Source organism: Helicobacter turcicus (genome assembly GCF_019711685.1).
GTDB lineage: Bacteria > Campylobacterota > Campylobacteria > Campylobacterales > Helicobacteraceae > Helicobacter_D > Helicobacter_D turcicus.
The window spans coordinates 1-23,650 of the sequence record NZ_JAIGYQ010000004.1; the positions used below are offsets into that span (position 1 = coordinate 1).

Here is a 23,650-nt window from a genome sequence, read left to right on the forward strand (position 1 = left end):
GTTGTGCATAAGCTTTTTGTTCTTTTTTATGTAGCTCTGTAATATAACTTAAAACAAAAGGCATTCTAATATAACCTTTAAGACTTTTAGAGTTTTCTATCAAAGCAACTCCTAGTTTGTAGGAGAGTTGGGATTTAAGGCGGGTTTTAGCAGTAGGTTCTTCCTTATTGATTTTGGATTCTAACTCTTCAAGCTTACACCAAACACAATTTGTTTTCCAAGGACCTAATTCTCTTTGTAAAGAAAAATCTCTATACAATACATAATCAACCAACACTTGATGATTGTCCTTAACTTGATGAGGAGAAACTTCTTTAAATAAAAAATTTGCAAAATGTAACAAATCCCCTTCGCAGATATAACGCATATCAATGATTTTAGAACGGACAAAAGAATTATGCGCCACGAAAGTTACATTTTTAGGCTCTTTATTACTATATTTATTCATCCAATTAAATTCACCAAAATAAGCATCAAGCACAAAAGGATTTTTGAAAAATAAATCCACTCTTGTTGTTAAGTAATAATCATATTTAAAGCCTTTTTCTTGCTCATAAGCATTTATAAGTTCGCATGCTTTAGCCTTGCTTACTGCCTGTCCGTGAGAATCTCCAAGTGTCTCTATCATAAATTTCTTAGGGGAGTAAATTTTGAGGATTTTGTCAATATCTTCTTGAGTTACCTTTTTATTATTTAAGCTAGGAAAAGAATTGCGATGCCAAGCATAGCCACTTTTTTCAAACACATCCCAAGTATGGATAAAAATATCCACTTCATAGCCTTGTTTTTCATTAGCTTTGACTATGTTTTTAAAAAAAGATTTATAAGTCATCGTATAAGTTCTCATACAACCATAAAGCATAATAGCGAGTTTTTTAGACATTTTTCTCCTTTATATTGTAGCTTGTGATTATACAAAAAAAAAAAAAACGATTTAACATAAATTTTTTTAATTTTTTTATACTTTTGTGAGAGTTAAGTTATCCCAATAGCTTTGATTGCTATGTTTATGAGAGATGTAAAACTATGCTGTAAATGCGACCTAAGCCTTAATTTTTGGTTTTATTAAGGCAACCATTTCTTTAATCGCGGATTCTAATCCTGTGAAAATAGAGCGGGCAATAATACTTTGTCCAATGTTTAATTCTGTAATTTCGGGGATTGCTAAAATGGGTGTTAGATTATTGTAGTTTAGTCCATGCCCTGCTGCGACTTCAAGTCCTAGCCATTTTGCTTCCTTTGCCCCATCATGTAAGCTAACAATAGAATCTTGCAGACGAGTTTTTAGTTCAGAGGCTGGAATCTTAAGTTCTTCTATGACGTTGTGTGTGTAGGGGAGATTAGAATTTAGCATTAAATGTAAGTTTGCATAGGTGCCTGTGTGGAGTTCAACCCTTTGCGCTCCAACCTCCTTAGAAGCACAAATCTGGTCAATTTGCGTATCAATAAAAAGGGAAACTTCTATGTAACGTTGTTGAAATGTACGTGTGATTTCAGCGATTTTGTCAAAGTTTTGCACGACATCAAGTCCGCCTTCTGTTGTAATTTCTTGGCGATTTTCTGGCACGAGCGTAATGCGGTGGGGAGAGGCTTTTAGGATAAAGTCAATCACACTAGGATTAATAGAGCATTCAATATTTAAAGGTAGAGCAGAGGAATCACGTATTCTTAATACATCTTTATCGTGGATGTGGCGACGGTCTTCGCGCAAATGGAGAGTGATTTGGTCTGCACCTGCTCTTTTAGCGATAAATACGGCTTCTAGGGGGTCAGGGTCGTTGATTTTTCTTGCTTCGCGCAAAGTTGCGATATGGTCAATATTTACTCCAAGTAGCATTACTTAAACCTTATATTTTAATGCATTTGGATTCTAGCTAAAATTACTTTAAAATATGCAGATGAAATCAAATTTAGGAGTGCGTTTTGGTTATGGTGTTTGATTGTGAGACAATTTTAGATGTGGAGTTGCTTAAAAAAGGCTTTAAAGAGGCATTTTTGGAACGTGGAGTTAGCATAGAGCAGTGTAGTTCGCTAGAACTTAGTCAAACAGCAATGGAGATTCAAAAAGAGCAGAGTGGGAGCGCGTTTTTGCCCATTTGCTACCATCAAGTGGTGAGTATCGCAGCAGTGTTTTGCGATGAGTTTGGGAATTTTATTAAAGTTGGAAATTTTAAAGGCGTTGGTGATTCTGTTTTTGATAGAGAAAAGAGCCTTATTCAAACGTTTTTGGAATATCTAAATAAACACCAACCAAAGCTTGTAAGCTATAATGGGAGGGGGTTTGATATGCCAATGTTGCTTTTGCGTGCAATGAAATACCATTTAAGCGCAAACGCGTATTTTGAAGAGAATAATCCGCAATTTAATAAAAATAAATGGGAGAATTATCGTCAGCGTTATTGTGAGCGATTTCATGTAGATTTGTTGGAGGTTTTAGGGAATTATGGAGCAGTGCGGAATCTAAAATTAGATGTGCTTGCAAATTTAGTAGGATTTCCGGGTAAATACGATACAAGTGGTGATATGGTGTTAGAGATGTATTATGCTAGAAAACTAGAGCAGATTGATACCTATTGTCAAAGTGATGTGCTAAATACCTATGGGTTGTATCTAAATTATGAACTTTTAAAAGGGAATTTGAGTAAAGAGGATTATCTAACAATTTTAGAAGGTTGGCGCGAGAAATTACCGCAGGATAGGGAATATTATCGCGTGTTTTTTGATACAATTAGCGCACAATTAAAGACTTAAGGATAACAATGCTTTCAAAAGAGATTCTACAATTTAGTGATATGCGCTATGAAATCCGTGCATATTTATGTTTTTTGCTTCAACGCAATATCAAAAATAATCTCCCTCATATTGAGCTTAATAAAATTATTGATGGATTACATAAGATTGAACATGAAGTTGGAATCTTTGAGCTTTTATATGTATTAGATACAAGCGGAAGCTTAGCTATTGATGGGATTTCAAGGGATTCTACTTTAGAGTGTAAAAAGGGTGAAAATCACAATGAGCGTGCGTATTTTTATCGTGCAGTCAAAGAAAAAAAATGTATTTTAACGGACCCTTATCCTTCACTTGCTAGTGGGAATCTTGTCGTTACTGTGTCTTATCCTCTTTATAATAATAAGGGCAAGCTTATTTACATTGTGTGTATGGATATCCCTTTGGAGAAAACTTCTCTCCTTGTGCGCTCTGCTCCACTTTTTGGATTCTTTTCTAGTTTTGGCAAGGTTGTATATTTTACAATCTCTTTGGCGCTATTTTTGGTTAGCACTCTGCTTTTTGTAAAGGGTGGCATTAGTATGTGGGATGGGCTTTCACGTTTTGATAGTTTAGATATTAAAGATGTGTTTGAGGCTACCATTCTTATTACGTTATCTTTGGCGATTTTTGATTTAGTACGTGCGATTTTTGAAGAAGAAGTGCTTGGACGACAAAAGTCGCAGGACTCTAAAATGGTGCATAAGACAATGACACGTTTTTTAGGTTCTATTGTGATAGCACTTGCTATTGAAGCACTAATGCTTGTCTTTAAATTTACAATTATTGAGCCAGAAAAGCTTATTTATGCAGTGTATTTAATTGGAGCTGTAACTTGTTTGCTTATTGGGCTTGCTGTGTATATGCGCTTTACGGTAAAGTTTAAGAGAGATTAAATGTTAGGCATTGTGAATTATAATATTGGTAATCTTGCAAGTGTGCAAAATGCAATTTTGAAGCTTGGGAGTAAGGTTGCTATTGAAAAAAATCCACAGAATCTTAAAAATTATGACCGCTTGATTTTGCCAGGTGTAGGTGCATTTGGTGATGCGATGGAACATTTGCGCATTTCTGGAATGCAAGAGGCTGTGCTAGAGTTTGCAAAAAGCGGAAAGCCATTACTTGGAATTTGTCTTGGGATGCAGCTTCTCTTTGGTAAAAGTTACGAATTTGGCGAACATTTGGGGCTTGGATTGCTTAAGGGTGAGGTAGTGAAGTTTGATTCTAGTAAGGGTGTAAGGAAGATTCCGCATATGGGTTGGAATTGTGTGTATAAAAAGACAGAATCGCTTTTGACTAGGGGTTTAGAGGATAGCTTTTATCTTTATTTTGTGCATAGTTTTTATGTGAAAAATTTAGAAAATGCAGTCGGGGTTAGCAATTATGGAGCGGATTTTGCTTCTATTGTGCAAAAGGATAATGTCTTTGGAATCCAACCTCACCCAGAAAAGTCGCATAATGTTGGGCTTAGGATTCTTAAAAATTTCATTGAGTGTTAAGGGGAGATATGCAGATTATTCCAGCAATTGATTTGAAAGAGGGTTGCGCAGTGCGACTTAGTCAGGGTTTAATGGAGAGCGCAAAGGTTTATGCAAAAAATCCTTTGGAGCTTGCAAAACATTTTGAAGAGCTTGGAGCGGAGTATTTACACATTGTAGATTTAGATGGTGCATTTGCAGGAGAGCCAAAAAATCGCAAAGTGATTGAGGGAATCTGTAAGGATTCTAAGTTAAAAATTGAAGTAGGCGGTGGAATCCGAAATGAAGAGACTATTAAATGTTACCACGACTTGGGTGTTAAGCGTGTGATTTTAGGTTCTGCGGCACTTAAAAATCCTGAATTTGCGTTAAAAATGGCAGAAAAATATGCTGTGGTTATTGGTATTGACGCAAAAGAAGGCAAAGTTGCTACAGAGGGTTGGGCAGAAAGTGGAAGCACTTTAGCATGGGAGTTTGCAGAGCTTTTTAAAGGGAGCAAAGTGGAGGCAATTATTTGCACAGATATTGCCCGTGATGGAATGCTAAATGGCTTGAATATTGATTTTACAAAAACAATTCAAGAAAAAAGTAGTCTTTTTACAATTGCAAGTGGTGGATTATCAAACATAGGGGACTTTGATAAATTAGAGGTTGCTGGTATTGATGGCGTAATTGTGGGTAAGGCATTTTATGAAGGTAGGATTGATTTGGTTGAAGTTTTTGGGAAATTTGGAGATAGACAAACATAAATCTACAAGAATTTTATTTTTTCTTATAAGAATTTATGCTAGAATGCTCTGTTATTTTCTCTATAAAAGAATTTAGAAGTTTTTAATCTTTAAAGGAGTTAGCTTTGAAAATGGTTGTTGTTGATGATAGTTCTACAATGCGTAGAATTATCAAAAATACCTTGGCAAGACTTGGTTATAATGATATTTTAGAAGGTGAGAATGGTGTCGAGGGTTGGGAGAAAATGAATGCTAACCCTGATGTCAAAGTTTTAATTACAGATTGGAATATGCCCGAAATGAATGGTTTAGATTTGGTTAAAAAAGTGCGTGCAGATGAGCGTTTTAAAGATATTCCTATCATTATGGTTACAACAGAGGGCGGAAAAGCTGAAGTTATCACAGCACTAAAAGCCGGAGTGAATAATTATATTGTTAAGCCTTTTACTCCCCAAGTTTTAAAAGAAAAATTAGAAGTTGTTTTAGGCGTAAATGACTAGAAATGAAGTCTTATTATCATTGCCTAAGCATCAAAGCAAACAATTATATATGGTTATTACAAGATAAAGCTCTTGAAATAACTGGTGAGGCAATTGAAGAGATTGAAAATGGATTCCTTATCCGCACAGAAAAATCCGAAAAATATGTAGAGTCTTTAAAGGCACAATTGAATGCCTATGCAAAAGAGATAGAGGCAATCGTTGAGGAAGAAATCAAGTTAGAGTTAAATGTGAGTGTTTGTGCAAATGAAGATTGGATTGCTAAATATCGTAATTCTATAACCCCTATTGAGTGTGGAGATTATTATATTCACCCCTCTTGGCACACAGAAAAAGTTGATAAAATTAATATTATTATAGATCCAGCACTTGCTTTTGGTAGTGGGCATCACGCAAGCACTCTTGGTTGTTTAAAAGCTCTAAGTGCATTAGAGCTTAAGGGTAAAAAAGTTTTAGATGTGGGTTGTGGAAGTGGAATCTTAAGTATCTGCGCTAAAAAAAGTGGTGCTAATGTGTGGGCATGTGATACTGATGAGGTGGCAGTGGATTCTACAAAAGAGAATATGCGAAAAAATGGCGTTGTGTTGGATAAAGTATTTTTAGGTTCTTTAAATAGGATTCCACAAGAAAGAGAATCTTTTGATATTGTGGTGGCAAATATTTTAGCCGATATTATTGTAGTTCTTCCCTTACATGATTTTGTAAAAGTGCAAGGTTATTTGATTTTATCAGGGATTTTAGATAAATATGTCTCAAAAGTTCTTGCTAAGTTCAAAGATTTTAAAGTTATTTCACAAAAAATTAATACAGAGTGGGCGACTTTAGTGTTACAAAAATAAAAAGGATATGTATGCAAAAACCAAATAATAATCCAAATTCGCAAGATAGAAAACCTAATGGGTTTTTTAATCAAAATCCCCTTATAGTCTTTGTAATTTTTGCAATTATCGCCATTATAGCATTTAAGATAATGTCTCCAAATGGTGAAGTAAGTAAGCTAAGCGGAGCAAGCACAACAAGGACGATTAATTATTATGAACTGAAAAAACTCATTGAAAATAAACAAGTGGATTTTGTCGCAATCGGACAGACAAATATTAAGGCGACATCAGAGAGTAGTGGAAGCAAGATTGTCTATAATGCACAACGTGTAAATCCGGATAATACATTAATCCCCCTGCTTGATGAAAAAGGTGTGGAGTACACAGGTTATAGTGAGAATAATTGGCTTAGCGATATGCTTTTTGGTTGGGTGTTGCCCGTGTTTATCTTCTTTGCAATTTGGATGTTTCTAGCAAACAGAATGCAAAAAAATATGGGAAATGGAATTTTAGGAATTGGAAGCTCTAAAAAGCTTGTAAATGCCGAGAAACCAAATGTGAAATTTGAGGATATGGCAGGGAATGCTGAGGCTAAAGATGAGGTGGTGGAAGTGGTGGATTTTCTTAAAAATCCTGAACGCTATGCGACTTTGGGGGCAAAGATTCCAAAAGGTGTGCTTCTAGTTGGACCTCCAGGGACTGGAAAAACACTTTTAGCAAAGGCAGTTGCGGGTGAAGCAAATGTTCCGTTTTTTTCAGTGAGCGGAAGTAGTTTTATTGAAATGTTTGTGGGTGTGGGTGCTAGTCGTGTGCGTGATTTGTTTGAGAATGCAAAAAAGGAAGCTCCTAGTATTATTTTTATTGATGAAATTGATGCAATTGGAAAAAGTCGTGCTGCTGGCGGAATGATAAGCGGAAATGATGAGAGAGAGCAAACGCTTAATCAGCTTTTAGCAGAAATGGATGGATTTAGCTCTGATGCCTCACCTGTTATCGTGCTTGCAGCGACAAATCGCCCAGAAGTGCTTGATCCCGCACTTTTGAGACCGGGTAGATTTGATAGGCAAGTGCTTGTGGATAAGCCAGATTTTGAAGGGCGTGTGGAGATTTTAAAAGTGCATATTAAAAATATTAAATTAGCACGCAATGTGGATTTATTTGAAGTGGCAAAGCTAACAGCTGGACTTGCAGGGGCAGATTTAGCAAATATCGTTAATGAGGCGGCACTCCTTGCAGGACGCAATAACAAAAAAGAAGTGGAGCAAGGAGACTTCTTGGAGGCTGTGGAGAGAGGAATTGCGGGATTGGAGAAAAAATCACGTAGAATCTCGCCAAAAGAGAAAAAAATCGTTGCATACCATGAGAGCGGACACGCACTGATTGCAGAGATTACAAAGGGTGCGAAAAAAGTTACTAAAGTCTCCATTATCCCGCGTGGTCTTGCAGCTTTAGGTTATACGTTAAATACACCTGAAGAGAATAAGTATTTAATGCAAAAGCATGAACTTTTAGCAGAGGTAGATGTATTGCTTGGTGGTAGAGCTGCTGAAGCAGTGTTTATAGGAGAGATTTCGACGGGTGCTAGCAACGATTTAGAGCGTGCAACAGATATTATTAAGGCAATGGTGAGTTATTATGGAATGACGGAAGTTGCGGGGTTGATGGTGCTTGAGAAGCAACGCAATGCGTTTTTAAATGGTGGCTTAAGTAGCACGCGAGAATATAGTGAAGAGATGGCACAAAAAATGGATGCGCACATTAAGGCAGCATTAAACGAACGCTTTGAAGCAGTAAAAGAGTCTTTGGAAACCTATAGAGACGCGATTGAAAGCATTGTTAAAGAATTGTTTGAAAGAGAAAATATTGATGGTGAGAAAGTGCGTGATATTATTAGAGAATATGAAAAGTCGCATAATATGGAATCGCGCCTTGTAGTTGAGGAAAAAGAAGAAGTGTAAGGGGGGAGTATGAGAACGACTACAGAACTCATTGCAAGAGAGGGTTGGAAACCGCTAATTATTGTTTTATTTGGGTTTTTGTTTGCTGTATTATTGAATTGGAATTTTCTAGCTTTTGTGCTTTTAGTATTTGCCTTGTGTATTGCGTATTTTTATCGCAATTTAGAACGTGTTCCAGAAGATGTTGCTGATGATTGTGTGTTAGCACCTTTAGATGGTGTGATTAAAAATATCCAAAACAAAGAAGATGGAATTTATTTAAATATTAAAAAACCCATTTGTTTTTGTGGAATGCTTAGAATGCCTCTAGCAAGGTTTGGTAAAGTTGGGGAAGCTGTGGAGTTAGAGCGTATTTGTGGTTTGAAAAATGGTAAGAGTGCCAATGGGGAACGTGTGAAAATCGCTTTTAAACGTGATAGGAATAGTGAAGCAATTTTATATTTAACCTTGTATCCGAGAAATTTTTCTCAACTTGTCTTGTATTTTTGGGATTTAGATTTTAAATTAGGTGAGCGTTTAGGATTCTTTTTGGTTGGAAATGCAGTGCTTAAAATGCCTTTGGAATCGGAGTTGAAAGTAAATATTGGTGATAGTATTTATGCTGGACAAACGTTGCTTGCAAGCCTTAAAGGGTAGCAATGCGTATTGACCCCTTATACATTCTCCCAAATCTTTTTACAGGTGCTAGCATTTACCTTGGAATCTTGGCAATTTCCTATGCGTTTATGGGGCGTTTTAGTATTGCGTGTTGGCTTGTGATGATTAGTTTAATCTTTGATGGCTTAGATGGACGTGTTGCAAGGCTAACAGGAACAACAAGTAAGTTTGGTGTAGAATTTGATTCTTTAGCAGATGTGGTGGCTTTTGGGGTTGCTCCTGCAATGATTTTATTTTTTTACACAGGATTTTATTATGGAAAATTTGGTGTTGTTGTTGCTGGATTATATGTGGTGTTTGGGGCAATTCGTCTAGCACGTTTTAATGTTACGACAAGCAGCAATGAGCCTAATGTCTTTATAGGGCTTCCAATTCCCGCTGCTGCAGTATTTATTATCGGTTGGTTGCTTTTTGAGATGTATTTAAGTGGAATCTATACAGAATATTCCTCAGGGATTTTATTGTTTTTGATGATTGCAAGTCTTGTTGTGTCGCTCTTAATGGTGAGCAATATCCGTTACCCTAGCTTTAAAAAGATGAATTTGGAGAAGTTTAGTTTTGGCAAAATTATCGTGCTTTTGATGTTGGTTTTGGCGATTTTGTTTATCTATCCGATTTTCACGATTGTAACACTAATCACACTTTATGTGTGCTTTGGTCCGATTCGTGCGACATACTATTTGTTTATAAGACGTTTTAGTAGGGATTAAAATGCGGATGCGATTTAATTTTTCTTGCCTTGCATTTAAAAATCTTCTAACATGTTCTTTGCTTTCGCCACTGGGTTTGTAAGATTTTCAATAAAATACAAACTTTTAAGGATTTAACATGGAAATAATTAAGATTTTTGATACAACTTTAAGGGATGGTGAGCAAAGTCCGGGAGCCTCTATGAATACTGAGGAAAAGATTAAGCTTGCCTTGCAGTTGGAGCGTTTAGGTGTTGATGTAATGGAGGCTGGTTTTGCAGCGGCAAGTCCGGGTGATTTTGAGGCAATAAGTAGAATTTCAGAAGTTGTGCAAAATAGTGCAATTTGTTCCTTAGCACGCGCAATTCCAAAGGATATTGAGCGTGCTGCAAAGGCACTAGAGAAGGCAAAGCAAAAGCGTATTCATACATTTATTGCCACAAGCCCTATTCATATGGAATTTAAGTTAAAAATGCAACCTAGTGAGGTGATTAAACGCGCAGTAGAGGCAGTGAGTCTTGCTAGAAGTTTGTGTGAGGATGTAGAATTTAGCTGTGAAGATGCTTGTAGAAGTGATATAGGGTTTTTAAAAGAAGTTGCGCTTGCTGTTATTGAGGCAGGTGCTAAGACGCTGAATTTGCCTGATACAGTTGGCTATCGTTTGCCACAAGAGTTAGGGAATATTATTAAGGAGCTTAAATCCTGTGTTGGGGATTTAGCAGTTTTATCTGTGCATTGCCATAATGATTTAGGGTTAGCAGTGGCAAACTCACTTGCTGGAATCCAAAATGGAGCAAGACAGCTTGAATGTACGATTAATGGGCTTGGTGAGCGTGCAGGAAACACAGCGTTAGAAGAAGTGGTGATGATTTTAAAAACACGCAAGGACATTTTTGGAAATTTAGATACACGCATTAACACCAAAGAAATTTATGCTTCTAGTAAGCTAGTTGCTGATATTACTGGGATTCGTCCGCAGCCTAATAAGGCAATTGTGGGTAAAAATGCCTTTGCGCATGAGAGTGGGATTCATCAAGATGGAATGCTTAAAAACCGCGAAACTTATGAAATTATGTCTGCAAGTGATGTTGGGATTCCGCAAGATAATGGCTTGGTGCTTGGAAAACATAGTGGGAGGGCAGCATTTAAGGATAAGCTCGCAAGTTTGGGATTTATTGAATTAACACAAGATGCACTAGATAGTGCCTTTGAAAAATTTAAAGTGTTGTGTGATAAGAAAAAGGAAGTCTATGATGAGGATATTCGTGCGCTTCTAACAGAAGAAGTGACAAAGATTCCGCAAGTCTTTGAGTTGCTTGCTTTGCAGATTAGTAGTGATTCTAATGGAGTGCCTTATGCAGCAATTTCAATCCAAAAAGATGGTATCAGTCGCATTGATGCAGCAATTGGCAATGGAAGTGTGGATGCAATTTTAAAAACCATTGATAGAATTAGTGGTTATAATGGAGTCTTAAAGGATTATAAGGTTGAAGCGGTGAGTGAAGGCAAAGATGCATTAGCTAAAGTTGTAGTAAAAGCAGAATTTGAGCAAAATAAGCCCGCTTTTATTGGTCATGGTTTGCATTTAGATACTTTGCAAGCAACGGCTAAAGCATACATTGGTGCGCTAAATAGCTATCTATCAATGCGCTCTTTAATCATAAAATAAGATTAACATTTAAGAAAAGGAAACATTTTGAAGCAAGATTTAGAGATTACTCCAGAAAAGTTTTTTAAAGTTAGAAGAAGATTTTTAAAGCTAGGAGCAGGCACGTTAGTAAGTGCTTTAATGGCAGATAATCTTTTAGCAGCAGTCTTAAAGGAGCAAGAATTAGAGTTTAAGGAGATGAATGCGCAAGAAGCATTTGCATTAAATGGTGAGCTTTTAGAGGCGACTAAAGAAGAGATTGCAACAAGTTATAATAATTTTTATGAATTTGGCTTTTTTAAAACAGATCCTAAGAATAAAGCACATTCGCTAAAGACTTCACCTTGGGATATTCGCATAGAAGGAGAGATTGAAGAGCCATTTAGTATTTCTTATACAGATTTACTTTCTAAAGTGCACTTAGTGGAGAGAGTGTATAGATTTCGTTGCGTAGAGGCTTGGAGTATGGTGATTCCTTGGGTTGGATTTGAACTTAGGGAGTTAATAGAGCTTGCTAGACCTAATGCAAATGCAAAATATGTGCGTTTCACAACACTTTATGATCCCAAGCAGTTTCCTATGCAAGGAATTATGCAGTTGCTTGATTTTCCTTATAAGGAAGTCTTGCGATTAGATGAAGCAATGCATCCTTTAACGCTTTTAGCGGTTGGAATGTATAAAAAGCCTCTACCTCCGCAAAATGGAGCTCCTTTGCGTTTAGTTGTGCCTTGGAAATATGGCTATAAGTCTATAAAAAGTATTAATAAAATTGAGTTTTTGAAAGATAAACCAATATCTACTTGGGAAGCTGAAAATCCTAAGGAATACGGATTTTATGGAAATGTTGATCCTGAAGTGTCTCACCCAAGATGGTCGCAAAAAAGTGAACGTGTCATCGGCAAGAGAGGGCAGATTGCAACTTTGTATTTAAATGGCTACGCGAGTGAAGTAGAACATTTTTATCAAGGGTTAGATAGGACGAAACTCTATTGATGCAAGGTATCATTGAAGCTTGTATGCTTTTGATTTTATTAGGGTTTGGATATTATGGAATCTTAAATGTGGAAAATCAGATTCTTTATGGAATCTATTTTTCCTTTGAGGCTTTATATTTCTACACGGGTTATCTTGCATTTGCGCTACTTTTTGTAGGGCTATGGTTACCAAAGCCTTATGGCAGGATCATTGGAATATTAGCATTAGGTGCGACATGTTTGCATTTTTTAATTTTTATGCATTTAGATTTTGGGCTAGATTTGAAATTAATGACACAAAAGATTCTTTCTGAAAAGCCCTTGGTGGCAGGAAGCCTTAGTTTCTTAGTAATGGTATTAGTGTTTTTTGTATCTTTATTACAAGCTTTTAGACGTTTTAAAATGTTTCTTTTAGTGTATTTATCGCTATTTCTTGCACTCTTGCATATTCTTATGCTACAAAAGATTTTAGATGCATTTTACTATCTACTACTTGGGATAACTCTATGCGCATTGGCTTTTAAAGTTTGGCGCATTGTGAAGTAGTTTTTGTGCAAAGATACAAAAGTTTTAGAGGTTGTGCTGGGATATAAAACACAAAATTAACAATAAATCACTTTGCTTGATTCTTTAAAATTGAAAAGATAGAATCACATATAGCTTTTGCTTTAAGATATTTGCAAAATTTTGAAGTGTTAAACTTACATTAATATACCCTTATATTGCTTGGCTATTTTAATGGGATTTCGCAAGATTTAGAGCATAAGTTTATGTTTTCATTTAAGTATGTTTTGGATAAAATAGGCACAATTTTTTTATAATCAAAAGGTAAAGTATGAGTGGAATTTTGTTAGTTTTGCAGTTTGTGTTTGCGATCTTGATTACAATTGTTGTGATGATGCAAAAAAGCTCAAGTATGGGGCTTGGGGCTTATAGTGGTAGCAATGAGAGCTTATTTGGCGCAAAAGGACCAGCTGGGTTTTTAGCAAAGCTTACCTTTGGACTTGGCTTACTCTTTGTGTTAAATACAATTGCTCTAGGCTATTTTTATATGCAAGATACAAAGCGTTCAATTGTAGATAATGTGAATATTCCAGTAACTTCTGTCCCTGCTGTGCCTACTGCACCAGCGACAACTCCTACGGCTCCAGTTGTTCCAACTCCAATTGCACCGACAAATACAGAATCTAAATAAAGGAATCCTATGGAATTACAAGCAGTCTATGCTCATACAAAAGAGATGATGGATAAAAGTATTGAAGCAATGAAGAAGGAATTTGGAACTTTACGTAGTGGTAAGGTTTCTATCTCTATTCTTGACTCCATTCGCGTTGATTATTACGATACACCAACGCCACTTAATCAAGTAGGTTCCGTTATTGCTCAAGATGCAAGCACAATCGTGATAACACCTTGGGAGAAAAATTTACTAAAAGACATTGAAAGGGCAATTCAAGAGGCAAATATCGGCGTCAATCCAAATAATGATGGAGAGACAATTAAGCTATTTTTTCCTCCAATGACGAGTGAGCAAAGAAAAGAGACTGCAAAAGAAGCTAAAAATATTGGCGAGAAGGCAAAAATAGCAATTCGCAACATTAGAAAAGATGCTAATGATAAGATTAAAAAGCTAGAAAAAGATAAAACAATTAGTGAAGATGCGTCTAAAAAAGGACAAGATGAAATCCAAAAATTTACTGACAATGCCACAAAAAAGATTGACGATTTAGTCAAGCATAAAGAAGAGGATTTATTAAAAATCTAGTTGGAATCTAAATTTTAAGGAATCACAATGGATATTGCACAAATTTACAAGGACTCGGGCGCACTTTTAAAAGGGCACTTTTTGCTAAGTAGTGGTAAGCACTCTCCTTTTTATCTACAATCAGCAAAGGTGCTAGAAAATCCAAAAGTTGCTAATGCCTTAGCGTATGAGCTTGCTCTACAAATTCATAATGCAGGGGTTGCAGTGGATTGTGTCTGCTCACCAGCACTTGGTGGAATCTTGGCGGGCTATGAGTTAGCGCGTTCGCTTAGTGTGCGCTTTATTTTTACAGAGCGCGTAGAAGGTGTGATGACACTAAGAAGAGGCTTTGAAGTTAAACCTAAAGAGAAGATTCTAATTTGCGAGGACATTATCACTACGGGTGGTTCTGCAATGGAGTCTGCGAAAATTATGAAAGCTTTAGGTGCAGAAATTGTGGGCTTTGCAGCATTAGCAAATCGTGGAATCTGTAACCGCTTCAATGTGTTAAGAAATGTAGAAACTCCAGATTGTAGGCTAGATGAGAGTCTGCCTTTATTCGCGTTGGAGGATTTTGTTTTTGAAACATATGAGGCAAGAAACTGTCCATTATGTAAGCAAGGTTCAAAAGCTATCAAGCCCGGAAGTCGTGGAAATTAGGAAAGGTAGTGCGCTGGAGAAAAGTCAAACAAGGTAGAGAATCAACTTCTAAAAATAGTGGTTTTAAAAAGGATTTTAAAGCCACACAATTAGAATCTAAAAACCAAAATCTCCCTTTAAAATTGTGTGAAGAGTTAGAGAAAAATAACTCTAGGTTATTTTATGCTGGGTTTTTAGAGCGCGGAAAAGCACAAGTGATTGATACTTTTATGATTTATATGCCTCTTTTATTTATTTTAACCTATGGTGTAATTGGTAGTGCGCAAGGATTCCGTGATTCTAGCTGGGCGCCTTCTGCTGGAGTTTTGATTTATGGAAGTATTGTGGCATTGCTTTTGGTATTCAAAGGGCAAACTCCCGGAAAAAAGGCATATGATTTATGGGTTGTGCGTGAAAATGGAAAAAAAGTAACATTCTTTTTTGCCTTTCTACGCTTTTTTGGTTTCTTGCTTTCTGGAACAACAATTATAGGAATTTTACTGCCTTTGTGGCGTAAAGATAAAAAAGCATTGCATGATATTTTGTTTAAAACTGCCGTGCTAAGAAAAGGTTAATTTTTTATTAAATTTAGTTTTGGCATAATTAACAACATTTTAAATTATTAAAAGGGGGTCTTTGAGATGGACGGAAGATTATTTACCTTTTTTGGAATGATTAGCCATGATCATGACTTTATTATTGCAATTCACACTGTTTTGGTTGCAATCATTGCAGTTGTTTTGGCAAAACTTGCAACTTCTAAGCTTAAAGTGGTTCCGGGGACTATGCAAAACATTTTTGAAGCATTTTTAGGTGGTGTGATTTTTATGGCAAAAGATGTCATCGGAGAAGAGAAAGCGCGCAAATACCTACCCTTAACCGCGACAATTGCCATTTTTGTATTCTTGGCAAATGTGATTGGAATTATTCCCGGATTTGAAGCACCCTCTTCAAGCTTAAGTTTTACATTGACACTCGCACTAGTTGTATTTGTATTCTATAACTTTGAGGGGATTCGCACTTTTGGTTTTGCAAAATATTTTGCTCATTTTGCAGGTCCAATTAAACCCCTAGCACCTTTGATGTTCCCAATTGAGATTATTTCGCATTGCTCAAGACTTGTTTCGCTTTCTTTTCGTCTTTTTGGAAATATTAAGGGCGATGATATGTTTTTGCTTGTAATGCTAATGCTTGCTCCTTGGGTAGCGCCACTTCCGGCATTCTTATTATTAACATTTATGGCATTTTTACAAGCGTTCATTTTTATGATTCTCACTTATGTATTCTTAGCTGGAGCAGTTTTAGAGAGTGAGGAAGCCCATTAAGGCTTACCTCATAACCGACCCCCTTCTTTATCCAAAATCCCCTTTAGAATTTCGCAAGTTTTACCAAAATATTTTAGAAAAGCACCATCCCCAATTCGCCTCTTATCGTGATAAAACAATGTGTTTTAACCTTGAATTGCTAGAGGTTTTTTTAGAGCTAAACTATGCATTTAATGTGGTGAGTTTGTTAAATTCTAATGTAAATTTAGCTCTAAAATTAGGCTTTGATGGTGTGCATTGCAATAGCACACAGCTAGATGGAATCCAAAATAGTAAAAAATCATTTAAGTATGTTTTTTATAGTGCGCATAATATAAATGGCATTCAAGAAGCAGATAAACAAGGTGCAGATGGAATCACAATTAGCCCAATTTTTAAAACTCCCAATAAAGGAACACCGCTAGGAATTCAGTTTTTAAAACATATTAGTCCAAAAGCCTATAAAGCAGAGATTTTCGCATTAGGAGGGATTGTTACAGGGGTAGAGATTAACGCATTAAAACAAACACAAATTCAAAATTTTGCTTCAATCCGCTATTTTTTAAATTAGATTCCATAGCGTATGTTCTTGTCCTTTATTTTGAGCATTAATAAATCTAATTAAAGAATCCGCAATCAAACCTTCAATTTGGTAGTCCATTAGATAGGCTTACTAGTTTTTCTCTGTAATTTTCAATCGCATTAACATCGCGCTCTTTAAATTGACTTTTATCAAGTCTTTTAAATTCGCTAATGTGGTAAAGTGATTTGGTTTGCGGTTTTGGCTCTTGTAAATCTACTCTTTTTTAATGGCATAGGTTCGCTATGTTTTCACAAAAAAGATTGTTTAAGTTAGAATCGTCTTTTAAATCCCATCAATAACAAAGCGATTATCTTTTAAAATAATGGGATAAATTTCACGCGTATTGAGATCTACTAAAAAGCATTCATCGCCATTTTCAAGATTGTAACGCCCAGTAGGGTAAATACTTAAGCGACGTTTGACTTCCTCTAAATCCTCGCAAAGCGCACTAAAGCCAAACATTATAAGTTTATAGGCAAAATTTTCCATAGCTTTATAGGCTCTCAATACGTGCTACACCGCTATCAATAGCAGCTTGTGCTACGGCATTTGAGACAAATTCCTTTAAACGTGTGTCAAATGGGCTTGGAATGATATATTCTTTACCAAATGTAAAAGTTCTGCCATGGATTTTCTCTAGCTCTTGCTTTAAATCCTTTGGAATTTCAGCTTGTGCAATGTCTGCTAAAGCTTTAGCGGCTGCGAGTTTCATTGCTTCATTGATGCATCTTGCGCGTGCTTTTAGTGCGCCTTTAAAGATATAAGGAAAACCTAAAACATTATTGATTTGGTTGGGGTAATCACTACGTCCTGTGGCGATAATCGCGTCTGGACGCACTTGGCGCACAGTTTTTGGATCAATTTCAGGCAGTGGGTTGCTCATCACAAAAATCATAGGATTGGGATTCATTCCTTCAATATCTTTTGCTTCCAAAATCTCTGCTCTAGAGAGTCCTAGCACTACATCTGCGCCATTTAGGGCATCTTTATAAGAGTTGATTTCACGATTAACAACAAAGTCTTTTTTAAAGGGGCTTAGATTATCTTTGCGGTGTGTTGTGATAGCACCCTTGCTATCAAACATTACAATATCTTTCACACCTAGACTTTGTGCAATTTTTGCACATGCAATAGCAGCACCACCAGCACCTAGAACAACAACTCTTAAATCTGTAATGTTTTTATTAGCTACTTTTGCACCATTGATGATTCCAGAAGCAGAGATAATCGCTGTGCCATGTTGGTCATCATGCATAATAGGAATGTCTAGAATCTCTTTTAGACGCGATTCAATATAGAAGCATTCTGGAGCTTTAATATCTTCAAGATTGATTCCGCCAAATGTTGGAGCAATGGCACGTACAACATCAATAAACTTATCTGGATTACTCTCATCTACTTCAATATCAAAAGCATTAATATCAGCAAACTTTTTAAAAAGCACGGCTTTACCCTCCATAACGGGCTTTCCAGCAAGTGCACCAATATTACCTAGTCCTAAAACTGCCGTCCCATTAGAGATAACAGCAACAAGATTATTTTTTGTAGTGTATTCATACGCAGCATTTGGGTCGTGCTGAATCTCTTTGCAAGGGACAGCAACACCCGGTGAATAGGCAAGAGACAAATCATGCTCATTATCAAGCTTAGTGCGTGCAATGACTTCTATTTTGCCTCCTTGATGGTAGGGTAGAGAGTCAGGGTAAGTTTGCCTTAAATCTTCCATTTTCTAAAGCCTTAGGGGGTAAAATTTTTCACGCATTTAAGCGAAATTAATATAAAGGTAAAATGAATTAAGCTTTAAATTGTATTAAATTTTGCAGATTTATCTCGCTTTTGCGAATTTTGGATTCTGTATTGTGCCGCTTAGGTTAGTTTCTTGCGTGATTTTGTCGCATTTAAAGGTGAGATTGCCACTTAGTGCTTGAGTGTTTAGATTAGTAATAATCTTAGAAGCGTTAATAAGTGGAGATTTGGAATCTTTTTTGTGTGTTGCAATTTTTTGTAGTGTGATGGCACTTAAGAGTGTGCCATTAGTATGCAGTTGGTTATAAATATGTCCGCTAAAGGTAGCTTTGTTTAGGTTTTTGCAACTTATCTTGTTTAGGTTTTTTAAAAGTGTGCTATTGTGGAATCGTAAAGTTAAAAAATCAAAGTTTATGTGTTCTACTTGCTTTATGAAATCTTGTTGTAGGTGCAAATTAGCGCGCCCTTCAAGAGAATTTAAAGAGGGTGGAATTTTAGGAAGAATCGTGCGGATTTGTTCGCTATTTAGTTGGCTTAGATAAAAACTCAAACGTTTTGGGTTTAGTGCGAAGCTTGTTTTGGATTCTATTTTTTCTTGTGTGATTGTGCCGTTTAAATCAATGGAATTTTGCGTTGCGACTCCGCTAAGATTTAGTTCCCCATTAAACAAACTCTTATTACGATAAGAGAGATTTTGTAGCTTACTCACACTAATCTTTTGGGGGAGATTTAGGCTAAAGGGATTTAGAGTGATATTTCCGCCTTGACTTTGGAGGTTTGCGATATTGGAATACAAAAGATAATCCACAACGCCTTTGCCTTGTGCGAGTTCAATTTTGGAATCTAAACGAAACGCGGTGGAGGGGAAGCCAATTTTTGTATGGGTTTCAAGCAATGGGCTATTAATAAAAAGATTCTCTCCTTGTATTTGTGCGATACCTGAAATTCCATGTGTGAAGTCACGCAAAAGCACTTTAAGTGTTAAGATTCCATTGAGATATGTTGGTTGATTTAGAAGCTTTAAAAGAGACATTGCTTGGAGACTTTTACTATTTAGTTCAAAAGTGTGGGGCTTAAACTTCTGTAAGCTTAGGCGAAAATCAAGGGGTGAATTCTCGAGTGTGATTTCTCCTTGAATAAGCATATTTTTCATATCTCCTCGTGTTGTGCCTTTGGCTAGAAAGCTTCCATTTAATGGAATCTTAAAGAATGGAGAGAAGGGTGAGAGGCTTTGGAGTTTGATGTTAAAATCCATATTGGTAGCAAGGGATTGGATATTTGTTGTTCCAGCAAGGAGCATATCACCGATGTTAGAGTAGAGATTGAGAGTATATTCTAGTGTATTTTGGGAGATTGTGCCTTGAAGTTGGGTGATGAAATGCGTGGGAGCAATGTTTAATCCAAAGGATTTTAAAAAGGCTTCTGTATCCAAATCTCCACCATCAACATTTAACGTAATGTTGCCATCAAAAGTGTTTTGCGCTAAGTGGCGGTTTAGTTGTAAGTTAAGATTTAAGACTCCATCACTATATGGGATAACATTAAGCATTTCAAGAGTTTCCGTAAGACTCGCGTCTTTCATGTCTAGACTAATGCTTTGGAGAGTAAGATAAGAGAATGCCATACTTAAATCACTACGTGCTTGTAAAATATTGCTACTAGCTTGAATGAAGTAGTTTGCAAACTTTCCAGCAAATAACCCTTCAATCCATACATCTTTAGCAATGTTTAAGGGTTTTTGACTTGTCTTGAGTGGCAAGGTAGAACCTTTGGAGTTTAATAAGAAATCTCCTTGAATATTTTGTGTTAAAAGTGAGTAATTTCCTTTTGCAAAAAGCTCTAAATTCTCATTTTGTGCGCTAAAATCTAGACTAAAAGAATTTGGGTAGAGCTTAAAACTACGCACTTCCCATGCAATGCCTGTTTTAGATTCTAAATTTTTGGTGAGAAAGTTTGCAATAAAGCTATTTCCAATGGGTGAAAAAAGAAACACAAAAGCTCCACTAATAGTAAATAAGAATCCAAAAACACAAAATATGATTTTGGATTTTAGCAGAGTTTTCATTGTGGCTTTAGGTTAGTATTATAAACCTTGACAGCGTTTTTTGCACTGTTCAGCAGATGGTGTGTTTTTTCCATGTCGTGTGTTGCAATCTTGTAAGCAACCTTTTGTTTTTACCGCTTCGCACATTCCACGCACCTTTTCACACTCTTCAAGGCACCGAGTTTGTCCCTTTCCGTTTTTGCGGCATTCAATTAAACAATCACGTTTGGCATCATTACAATTCGAGCTTTTATAGAGAAAAGATTCATTTCCTCCGCCACAAGCACCTAGAAATCCAACAACAAAAATAAGACTAAGTAAGAGTAAGTATTTTTTCATAAAATGAAGTTTATTTAAAAAACAGTTCAAAAGAACTTAAAATAATGCAACTTTAAATTAAATTAAAGTAGAATCCAACTTCAGACTTTTCAAAAAATATAAGGAATTTTATGGATTACAAAGACACTCTTGTCTTGCCTGTGACAAGTTTTCCAATGCGTGGAAATCTGCCTCAAAATGAGTCAAAAACCTACCTTGCGTGGAAAGAAAGTAATTTGTATGCAAAAATGCTAAAAAATCGCCAAAATGCCACTGATAGCTTTAATTTGCACGATGGTCCCCCTTATGCAAACGGACACATTCATATCGGACATGCATTAAATAAAATTCTAAAAGATATGATTGTCAAATATCACTATTTTCAAGGTAAAAAGGTCTTTTACACACCCGGTTGGGATTGCCATGGATTGCCCATTGAACAGCAAGTGGAGAAAAAAATCAGTAAGGAAAAAAAAGATATATTGCCAAAAACTAAGATTAGAGAGCTTTGTCGCAAACACGCACAAGAGTTTGTAGCAATACAAAAAGACGAGTTTTTAAGGCTTGGTGTTTGGGGGGATTTTGAAAACCCTTATAAAACAATGGATTTTGCTTTTGAAGCTGACATTTACAAAGTGCTTTGTGAAGTGGCAAAAAAAGGTTTATTAAAAGAGCGTAGTAAGCCTGTATATTGGAGTTGGGCTTGTCAAACAGCACTTGCAGAAGCAGAAGTAGAGTATGCAGAAAAAGAAAGTGATTCTATCTTTGTAGCTTTCAAGCTACAAGAAGATGCATTAAGTGCTATTGGTGCAAAAGAATATGGAATCCAAAAAGCACAATGTGTCATTTGGACAACAACTCCTTGGACGCTTCCAGCAAATAGCGGAATTGCATTAAATCCAAATGAAACTTATGCACTCACTAAAGATGGTAAGGTTGTGTTAGCTTCACAAGTGGAGAAGCTTGCAGAAATTGGAATTGTAGAGAATGGAATTTTAAAAACATTTAGTGCAAAAATTTTAGAAAACAAACACGCCATTAATCCGCTAAATGGCAAAGATTCTAAAATTATTTTAGGAGAGCATGTTGCAGTAGGCGAGGGAAGCGGATGTGTGCATACAGCACCAGGACATGGTGAGGACGATTATTTTGTGGGGCTAAAATACAATTTACCTGTGCATATGCCAGTAGATGATAAGGGCTGTTTTGATGAAACTTTGGTGCGTGAGCAGCTGTTTTTTAACCCCCATGAATTTGTGGGAAAATTTGTTTTTGATACACATGCAAGAATTTTTGAGTTATTGGGTGAAAACCTTTTAAAACACACAAAGATTAAGCACTCTTATCCGCATTGTTGGCGCTCACATGAGCCAATTATCTTTAGAGCCACAGCGCAGTGGTTTATTGTAATGGACGAGCCTTTTAGTAAAGAAGGCAAGACTTTACGTCAAATTGCACTAGAGCAAATCGACGCTACGCAGTTTTATCCAGAGCATGGGCGTCGCAGGATTCGTTCTATGATTGAGGAACGTCCTGATTGGTGCATTTCAAGGCAGAGAGATTGGGGAGTTCCTATTGCGTTTTTTAGAGATAGACGTAGTGGTGAAGTGTTGCTAAATAGTGAGATTTTGGACTTTGTCGCAGATATTTTTAGCAAAGAAGGTTGTGATGCATGGTGGAGTAAGAGCGTTGAAGAGCTTTTGCCGCCGAGTTTTAAGGGAGAGAGTGCGCATTTAGAAAAAATTCATCATATCTTAGATGTTTGGTTTGATAGTGGAAGCACTTGGAGGGCTGTATTAAATAGTGCAAAATACGCAAGTGGAGAGTATCCCGCGGATATGTATTTAGAAGGAAGTGACCAGCATAGAGGGTGGTTTCACAGCTCCTTGCTTGTGAGCTGCGCACTTAATGAGTGTGCACCATATAAAAGCATTTTAACACATGGCTTTACAATGGATGAAAATGGCGAGAAAATGAGTAAGTCTAAGGGCAATGTGATTCCACCAGAGAAAGTTTTAAAGGATTTTGGAAGTGAGATTTTGCGCCTTTGGGTTGCACAAAGTGATTATCAAAATGATCAAAGGATTTCAGAAAATATCCTAAAACAAGTAGGCGATAACTACCGCAAGATTCGTAACACAATCCGTTTTTTACTTGCTAATGTAGAATCCTTAGAATCCCTAGAAGTGAGACATTTTTCCCAGATTGATTTGTGGATTTTAAGGTGTGCAAAAGAGTGTTTTGATAGTGTTAATCGACTCTTTGGAGAATATGAGTTTTCAAAAGGTTTGCAAGAGTTAAACTACTTCTTAAATGTTGAGTTAAGCGGAATCTATTTGGATTTGTGCAAGGATAATTTGTATTGTAATGCGCGTGATTCTTATGAACGCAAAGCAGCACAAAGTGTAATGGCACTCATTTGTAGTAGGCTTTTTGGTTTGCTTGCACCAATGCTAACCTATACGATTAATGAGGCACTTAGTCATACACAGAGCAAGGCTCTTTTGGAATGTTGTGGAATTGTGAATGTGGAATCTAATGTTGATGTGTTAGACATTTTGTATCAACCACTGCCTTCTTTTGAAGCACCAAGTATGGATTTTGATATGCTCTTGGCATTGCGTTCAAGTTTCTTAGAGCAGATTGATAACCTAAAAAAGAAATCTAAAATCAAATCCACGTTAGAAGTGGATTTAGGGATTCCAACTTCTATGGAATCTTTTAGAGAGTTAAACCTTTGGTTAATGGTAAGCGCGTTAGGAAGCAATGGTGGAGCAAATGCACTTGCGACTTTCACATTTAATGGCGAGAATTATAGCATATATCCTGCAAGTGGGTATAAATGTCCGCGTTGTTGGCAGTTTATAAGTGCAGATGAAGACCGTCCCTGCTCACGTTGTGCGAAGGTTTTAGAGACTTAAATGTTTAAAGGATTTTTTGATTTTACCCAACCTGTGGGATTAGATGAAACGTGGTTTAGTATTGCCATTGTGCTTCTTGCAATGTGGCTTGGGTTTGTGGCATTAAAATATTTAAAAAATAAGGAGTAG

At 36.5% G+C, this 23,650-nt stretch carries 25 protein-coding genes and 1 pseudogene; 20 read left to right on the top strand and 6 right to left on the bottom strand.

Annotated features, from left to right (window positions below; genetic code table 11):
• A pseudogene (locus K4G57_RS03520) lies at window positions 1-883 on the bottom strand (hypothetical protein); the annotation flags it as partial.
• A 159-nt stretch (window positions 884-1,042) separates the two neighbouring features.
• Window positions 1,043-1,837, bottom strand: a complete 795-nt coding sequence (locus K4G57_RS03525; protein WP_221531948.1) for a pyridoxine 5'-phosphate synthase — start codon at window positions 1,835-1,837, stop codon at window positions 1,043-1,045.
• Window positions 1,838-1,923: 86 nt separating this feature from the next.
• Between K4G57_RS03525 and K4G57_RS03530 the strand changes: the two genes are divergently transcribed.
• The 18 genes from K4G57_RS03530 to K4G57_RS03615 all read left to right on the top strand — a co-directional run bounded on the left by K4G57_RS03530 (window position 1,924) and on the right by K4G57_RS03615 (window position 16,480).
• Entirely contained in the window at window positions 1,924-2,751 is an 828-nt protein-coding gene (locus tag K4G57_RS03530) for a 3'-5' exonuclease (RefSeq protein ID WP_221531947.1), read from the top strand.
• 8 nt (window positions 2,752-2,759) lie between these two features.
• Complete coding sequence (locus tag K4G57_RS03535; protein ID WP_221531946.1) at window positions 2,760-3,665, top strand: PDC sensor domain-containing protein; 906 nt, start codon at window positions 2,760-2,762, stop codon at window positions 3,663-3,665.
• Window positions 3,666-4,268, top strand: coding sequence for an imidazole glycerol phosphate synthase subunit HisH (gene hisH / locus K4G57_RS03540; RefSeq protein WP_221531945.1), 603 nt, complete (start codon window positions 3,666-3,668; stop codon window positions 4,266-4,268).
• Window positions 4,269-4,276: 8 nt separating this feature from the next.
• A complete protein-coding gene (gene hisA, locus K4G57_RS03545; protein ID WP_221531944.1) occupies window positions 4,277-4,996 on the top strand; it encodes a 1-(5-phosphoribosyl)-5-[(5-phosphoribosylamino)methylideneamino]imidazole-4-carboxamide isomerase in 720 nt (239 codons plus the stop codon).
• Between the two features lie 104 nt (window positions 4,997-5,100).
• Window positions 5,101-5,475, top strand: coding sequence for a chemotaxis response regulator CheY (locus K4G57_RS03550; RefSeq protein ID WP_006802114.1), 375 nt, complete (start codon window positions 5,101-5,103; stop codon window positions 5,473-5,475).
• A gap of 2 nt (window positions 5,476-5,477) precedes the next feature.
• Window positions 5,478-6,314: a 50S ribosomal protein L11 methyltransferase gene (prmA, locus tag K4G57_RS03555; RefSeq protein WP_221531943.1), complete on the top strand. Its 837-nt coding sequence runs from the start codon at window positions 5,478-5,480 to the stop codon at window positions 6,312-6,314.
• 11 nt (window positions 6,315-6,325) lie between these two features.
• The gene (gene ftsH, locus K4G57_RS03560; protein WP_221531942.1) at window positions 6,326-8,254 is read left to right on the top strand and encodes an ATP-dependent zinc metalloprotease FtsH; all 1,929 of its coding nucleotides are present in this window, start codon (window positions 6,326-6,328) and stop codon (window positions 8,252-8,254) included.
• 9 nt (window positions 8,255-8,263) lie between these two features.
• Window positions 8,264-8,890 carry a phosphatidylserine decarboxylase gene (locus K4G57_RS03565; protein ID WP_221531941.1) on the top strand — a complete coding sequence of 209 codons (627 nt, stop codon included), beginning with the start codon at window positions 8,264-8,266 and terminating at the stop codon, window positions 8,888-8,890.
• A gap of 2 nt (window positions 8,891-8,892) precedes the next feature.
• Window positions 8,893-9,621, top strand: a complete 729-nt coding sequence (pssA, locus tag K4G57_RS03570) for a CDP-diacylglycerol--serine O-phosphatidyltransferase (protein ID WP_221531940.1) — start codon at window positions 8,893-8,895, stop codon at window positions 9,619-9,621.
• Window positions 9,622-9,739: 118 nt separating this feature from the next.
• A complete protein-coding gene (locus K4G57_RS03575) occupies window positions 9,740-11,269 on the top strand; it encodes a 2-isopropylmalate synthase (protein ID WP_221531939.1) in 1,530 nt (509 codons plus the stop codon).
• A gap of 27 nt (window positions 11,270-11,296) precedes the next feature.
• Window positions 11,297-12,241, top strand: coding sequence for a protein-methionine-sulfoxide reductase catalytic subunit MsrP (gene msrP, locus K4G57_RS03580; RefSeq protein ID WP_221531938.1), 945 nt, complete (start codon window positions 11,297-11,299; stop codon window positions 12,239-12,241).
• Entirely contained in the window at window positions 12,241-12,768 is a 528-nt protein-coding gene (locus K4G57_RS03585; RefSeq protein ID WP_221531937.1) for a hypothetical protein, read from the top strand. The genes msrP and K4G57_RS03585 overlap by 1 nt, the downstream gene beginning before the upstream one ends.
• 289 nt (window positions 12,769-13,057) lie before the next feature.
• Entirely contained in the window at window positions 13,058-13,417 is a 360-nt protein-coding gene (gene secG / locus K4G57_RS03590; RefSeq protein WP_221531936.1) for a preprotein translocase subunit SecG, read from the top strand.
• A 9-nt stretch (window positions 13,418-13,426) separates the two neighbouring features.
• Entirely contained in the window at window positions 13,427-13,987 is a 561-nt protein-coding gene (gene frr, locus K4G57_RS03595; protein WP_221531935.1) for a ribosome recycling factor, read from the top strand.
• Between the two features lie 27 nt (window positions 13,988-14,014).
• Entirely contained in the window at window positions 14,015-14,626 is a 612-nt protein-coding gene (gene pyrE / locus K4G57_RS03600) for an orotate phosphoribosyltransferase (RefSeq protein ID WP_221531934.1), read from the top strand.
• A gap of 8 nt (window positions 14,627-14,634) precedes the next feature.
• Window positions 14,635-15,180, top strand: coding sequence for an RDD family protein (locus K4G57_RS03605; protein WP_346727932.1), 546 nt, complete (start codon window positions 14,635-14,637; stop codon window positions 15,178-15,180).
• 66 nt (window positions 15,181-15,246) lie between these two features.
• Complete coding sequence (locus tag K4G57_RS03610; protein ID WP_221531933.1) at window positions 15,247-15,930, top strand: F0F1 ATP synthase subunit A; 684 nt, start codon at window positions 15,247-15,249, stop codon at window positions 15,928-15,930.
• Window positions 15,914-16,480 carry a thiamine phosphate synthase gene (locus tag K4G57_RS03615; protein ID WP_221531932.1) on the top strand — a complete coding sequence of 189 codons (567 nt, stop codon included), beginning with the start codon at window positions 15,914-15,916 and terminating at the stop codon, window positions 16,478-16,480. The genes K4G57_RS03610 and K4G57_RS03615 overlap by 17 nt, the downstream gene beginning before the upstream one ends.
• A gap of 294 nt (window positions 16,481-16,774) precedes the next feature.
• Here K4G57_RS03615 and K4G57_RS03620 read toward each other — a convergent pair whose 3' ends face one another.
• The 4 genes from K4G57_RS03620 to K4G57_RS03635 all read right to left on the bottom strand — a co-directional run bounded on the left by K4G57_RS03620 (window position 16,775) and on the right by K4G57_RS03635 (window position 20,621).
• Entirely contained in the window at window positions 16,775-16,981 is a 207-nt protein-coding gene (locus K4G57_RS03620; RefSeq protein ID WP_221531931.1) for a hypothetical protein, read from the bottom strand.
• Between the two features lie 4 nt (window positions 16,982-16,985).
• Window positions 16,986-18,218, bottom strand: a complete 1,233-nt coding sequence (locus K4G57_RS03625; protein WP_221531930.1) for a malic enzyme-like NAD(P)-binding protein — start codon at window positions 18,216-18,218, stop codon at window positions 16,986-16,988.
• A gap of 99 nt (window positions 18,219-18,317) precedes the next feature.
• Complete coding sequence (locus tag K4G57_RS03630) at window positions 18,318-20,231, bottom strand: translocation/assembly module TamB domain-containing protein (protein ID WP_221531929.1); 1,914 nt, start codon at window positions 20,229-20,231, stop codon at window positions 18,318-18,320.
• Between the two features lie 90 nt (window positions 20,232-20,321).
• On the bottom strand, window positions 20,322-20,621 hold the full coding sequence (locus tag K4G57_RS03635) for a hypothetical protein (protein ID WP_221531928.1): 300 nt from the start codon (window positions 20,619-20,621) through the stop codon (window positions 20,322-20,324).
• Window positions 20,622-20,731: 110 nt separating this feature from the next.
• Here K4G57_RS03635 and ileS point away from each other — a divergent pair, with 110 nt between their 5' ends.
• Complete coding sequence (gene ileS, locus K4G57_RS03640; protein WP_221531927.1) at window positions 20,732-23,521, top strand: isoleucine--tRNA ligase; 2,790 nt, start codon at window positions 20,732-20,734, stop codon at window positions 23,519-23,521.
• Window positions 23,522-23,650, top strand: a complete 129-nt coding sequence (locus K4G57_RS09225; RefSeq protein WP_283249672.1) for a hypothetical protein — start codon at window positions 23,522-23,524, stop codon at window positions 23,648-23,650.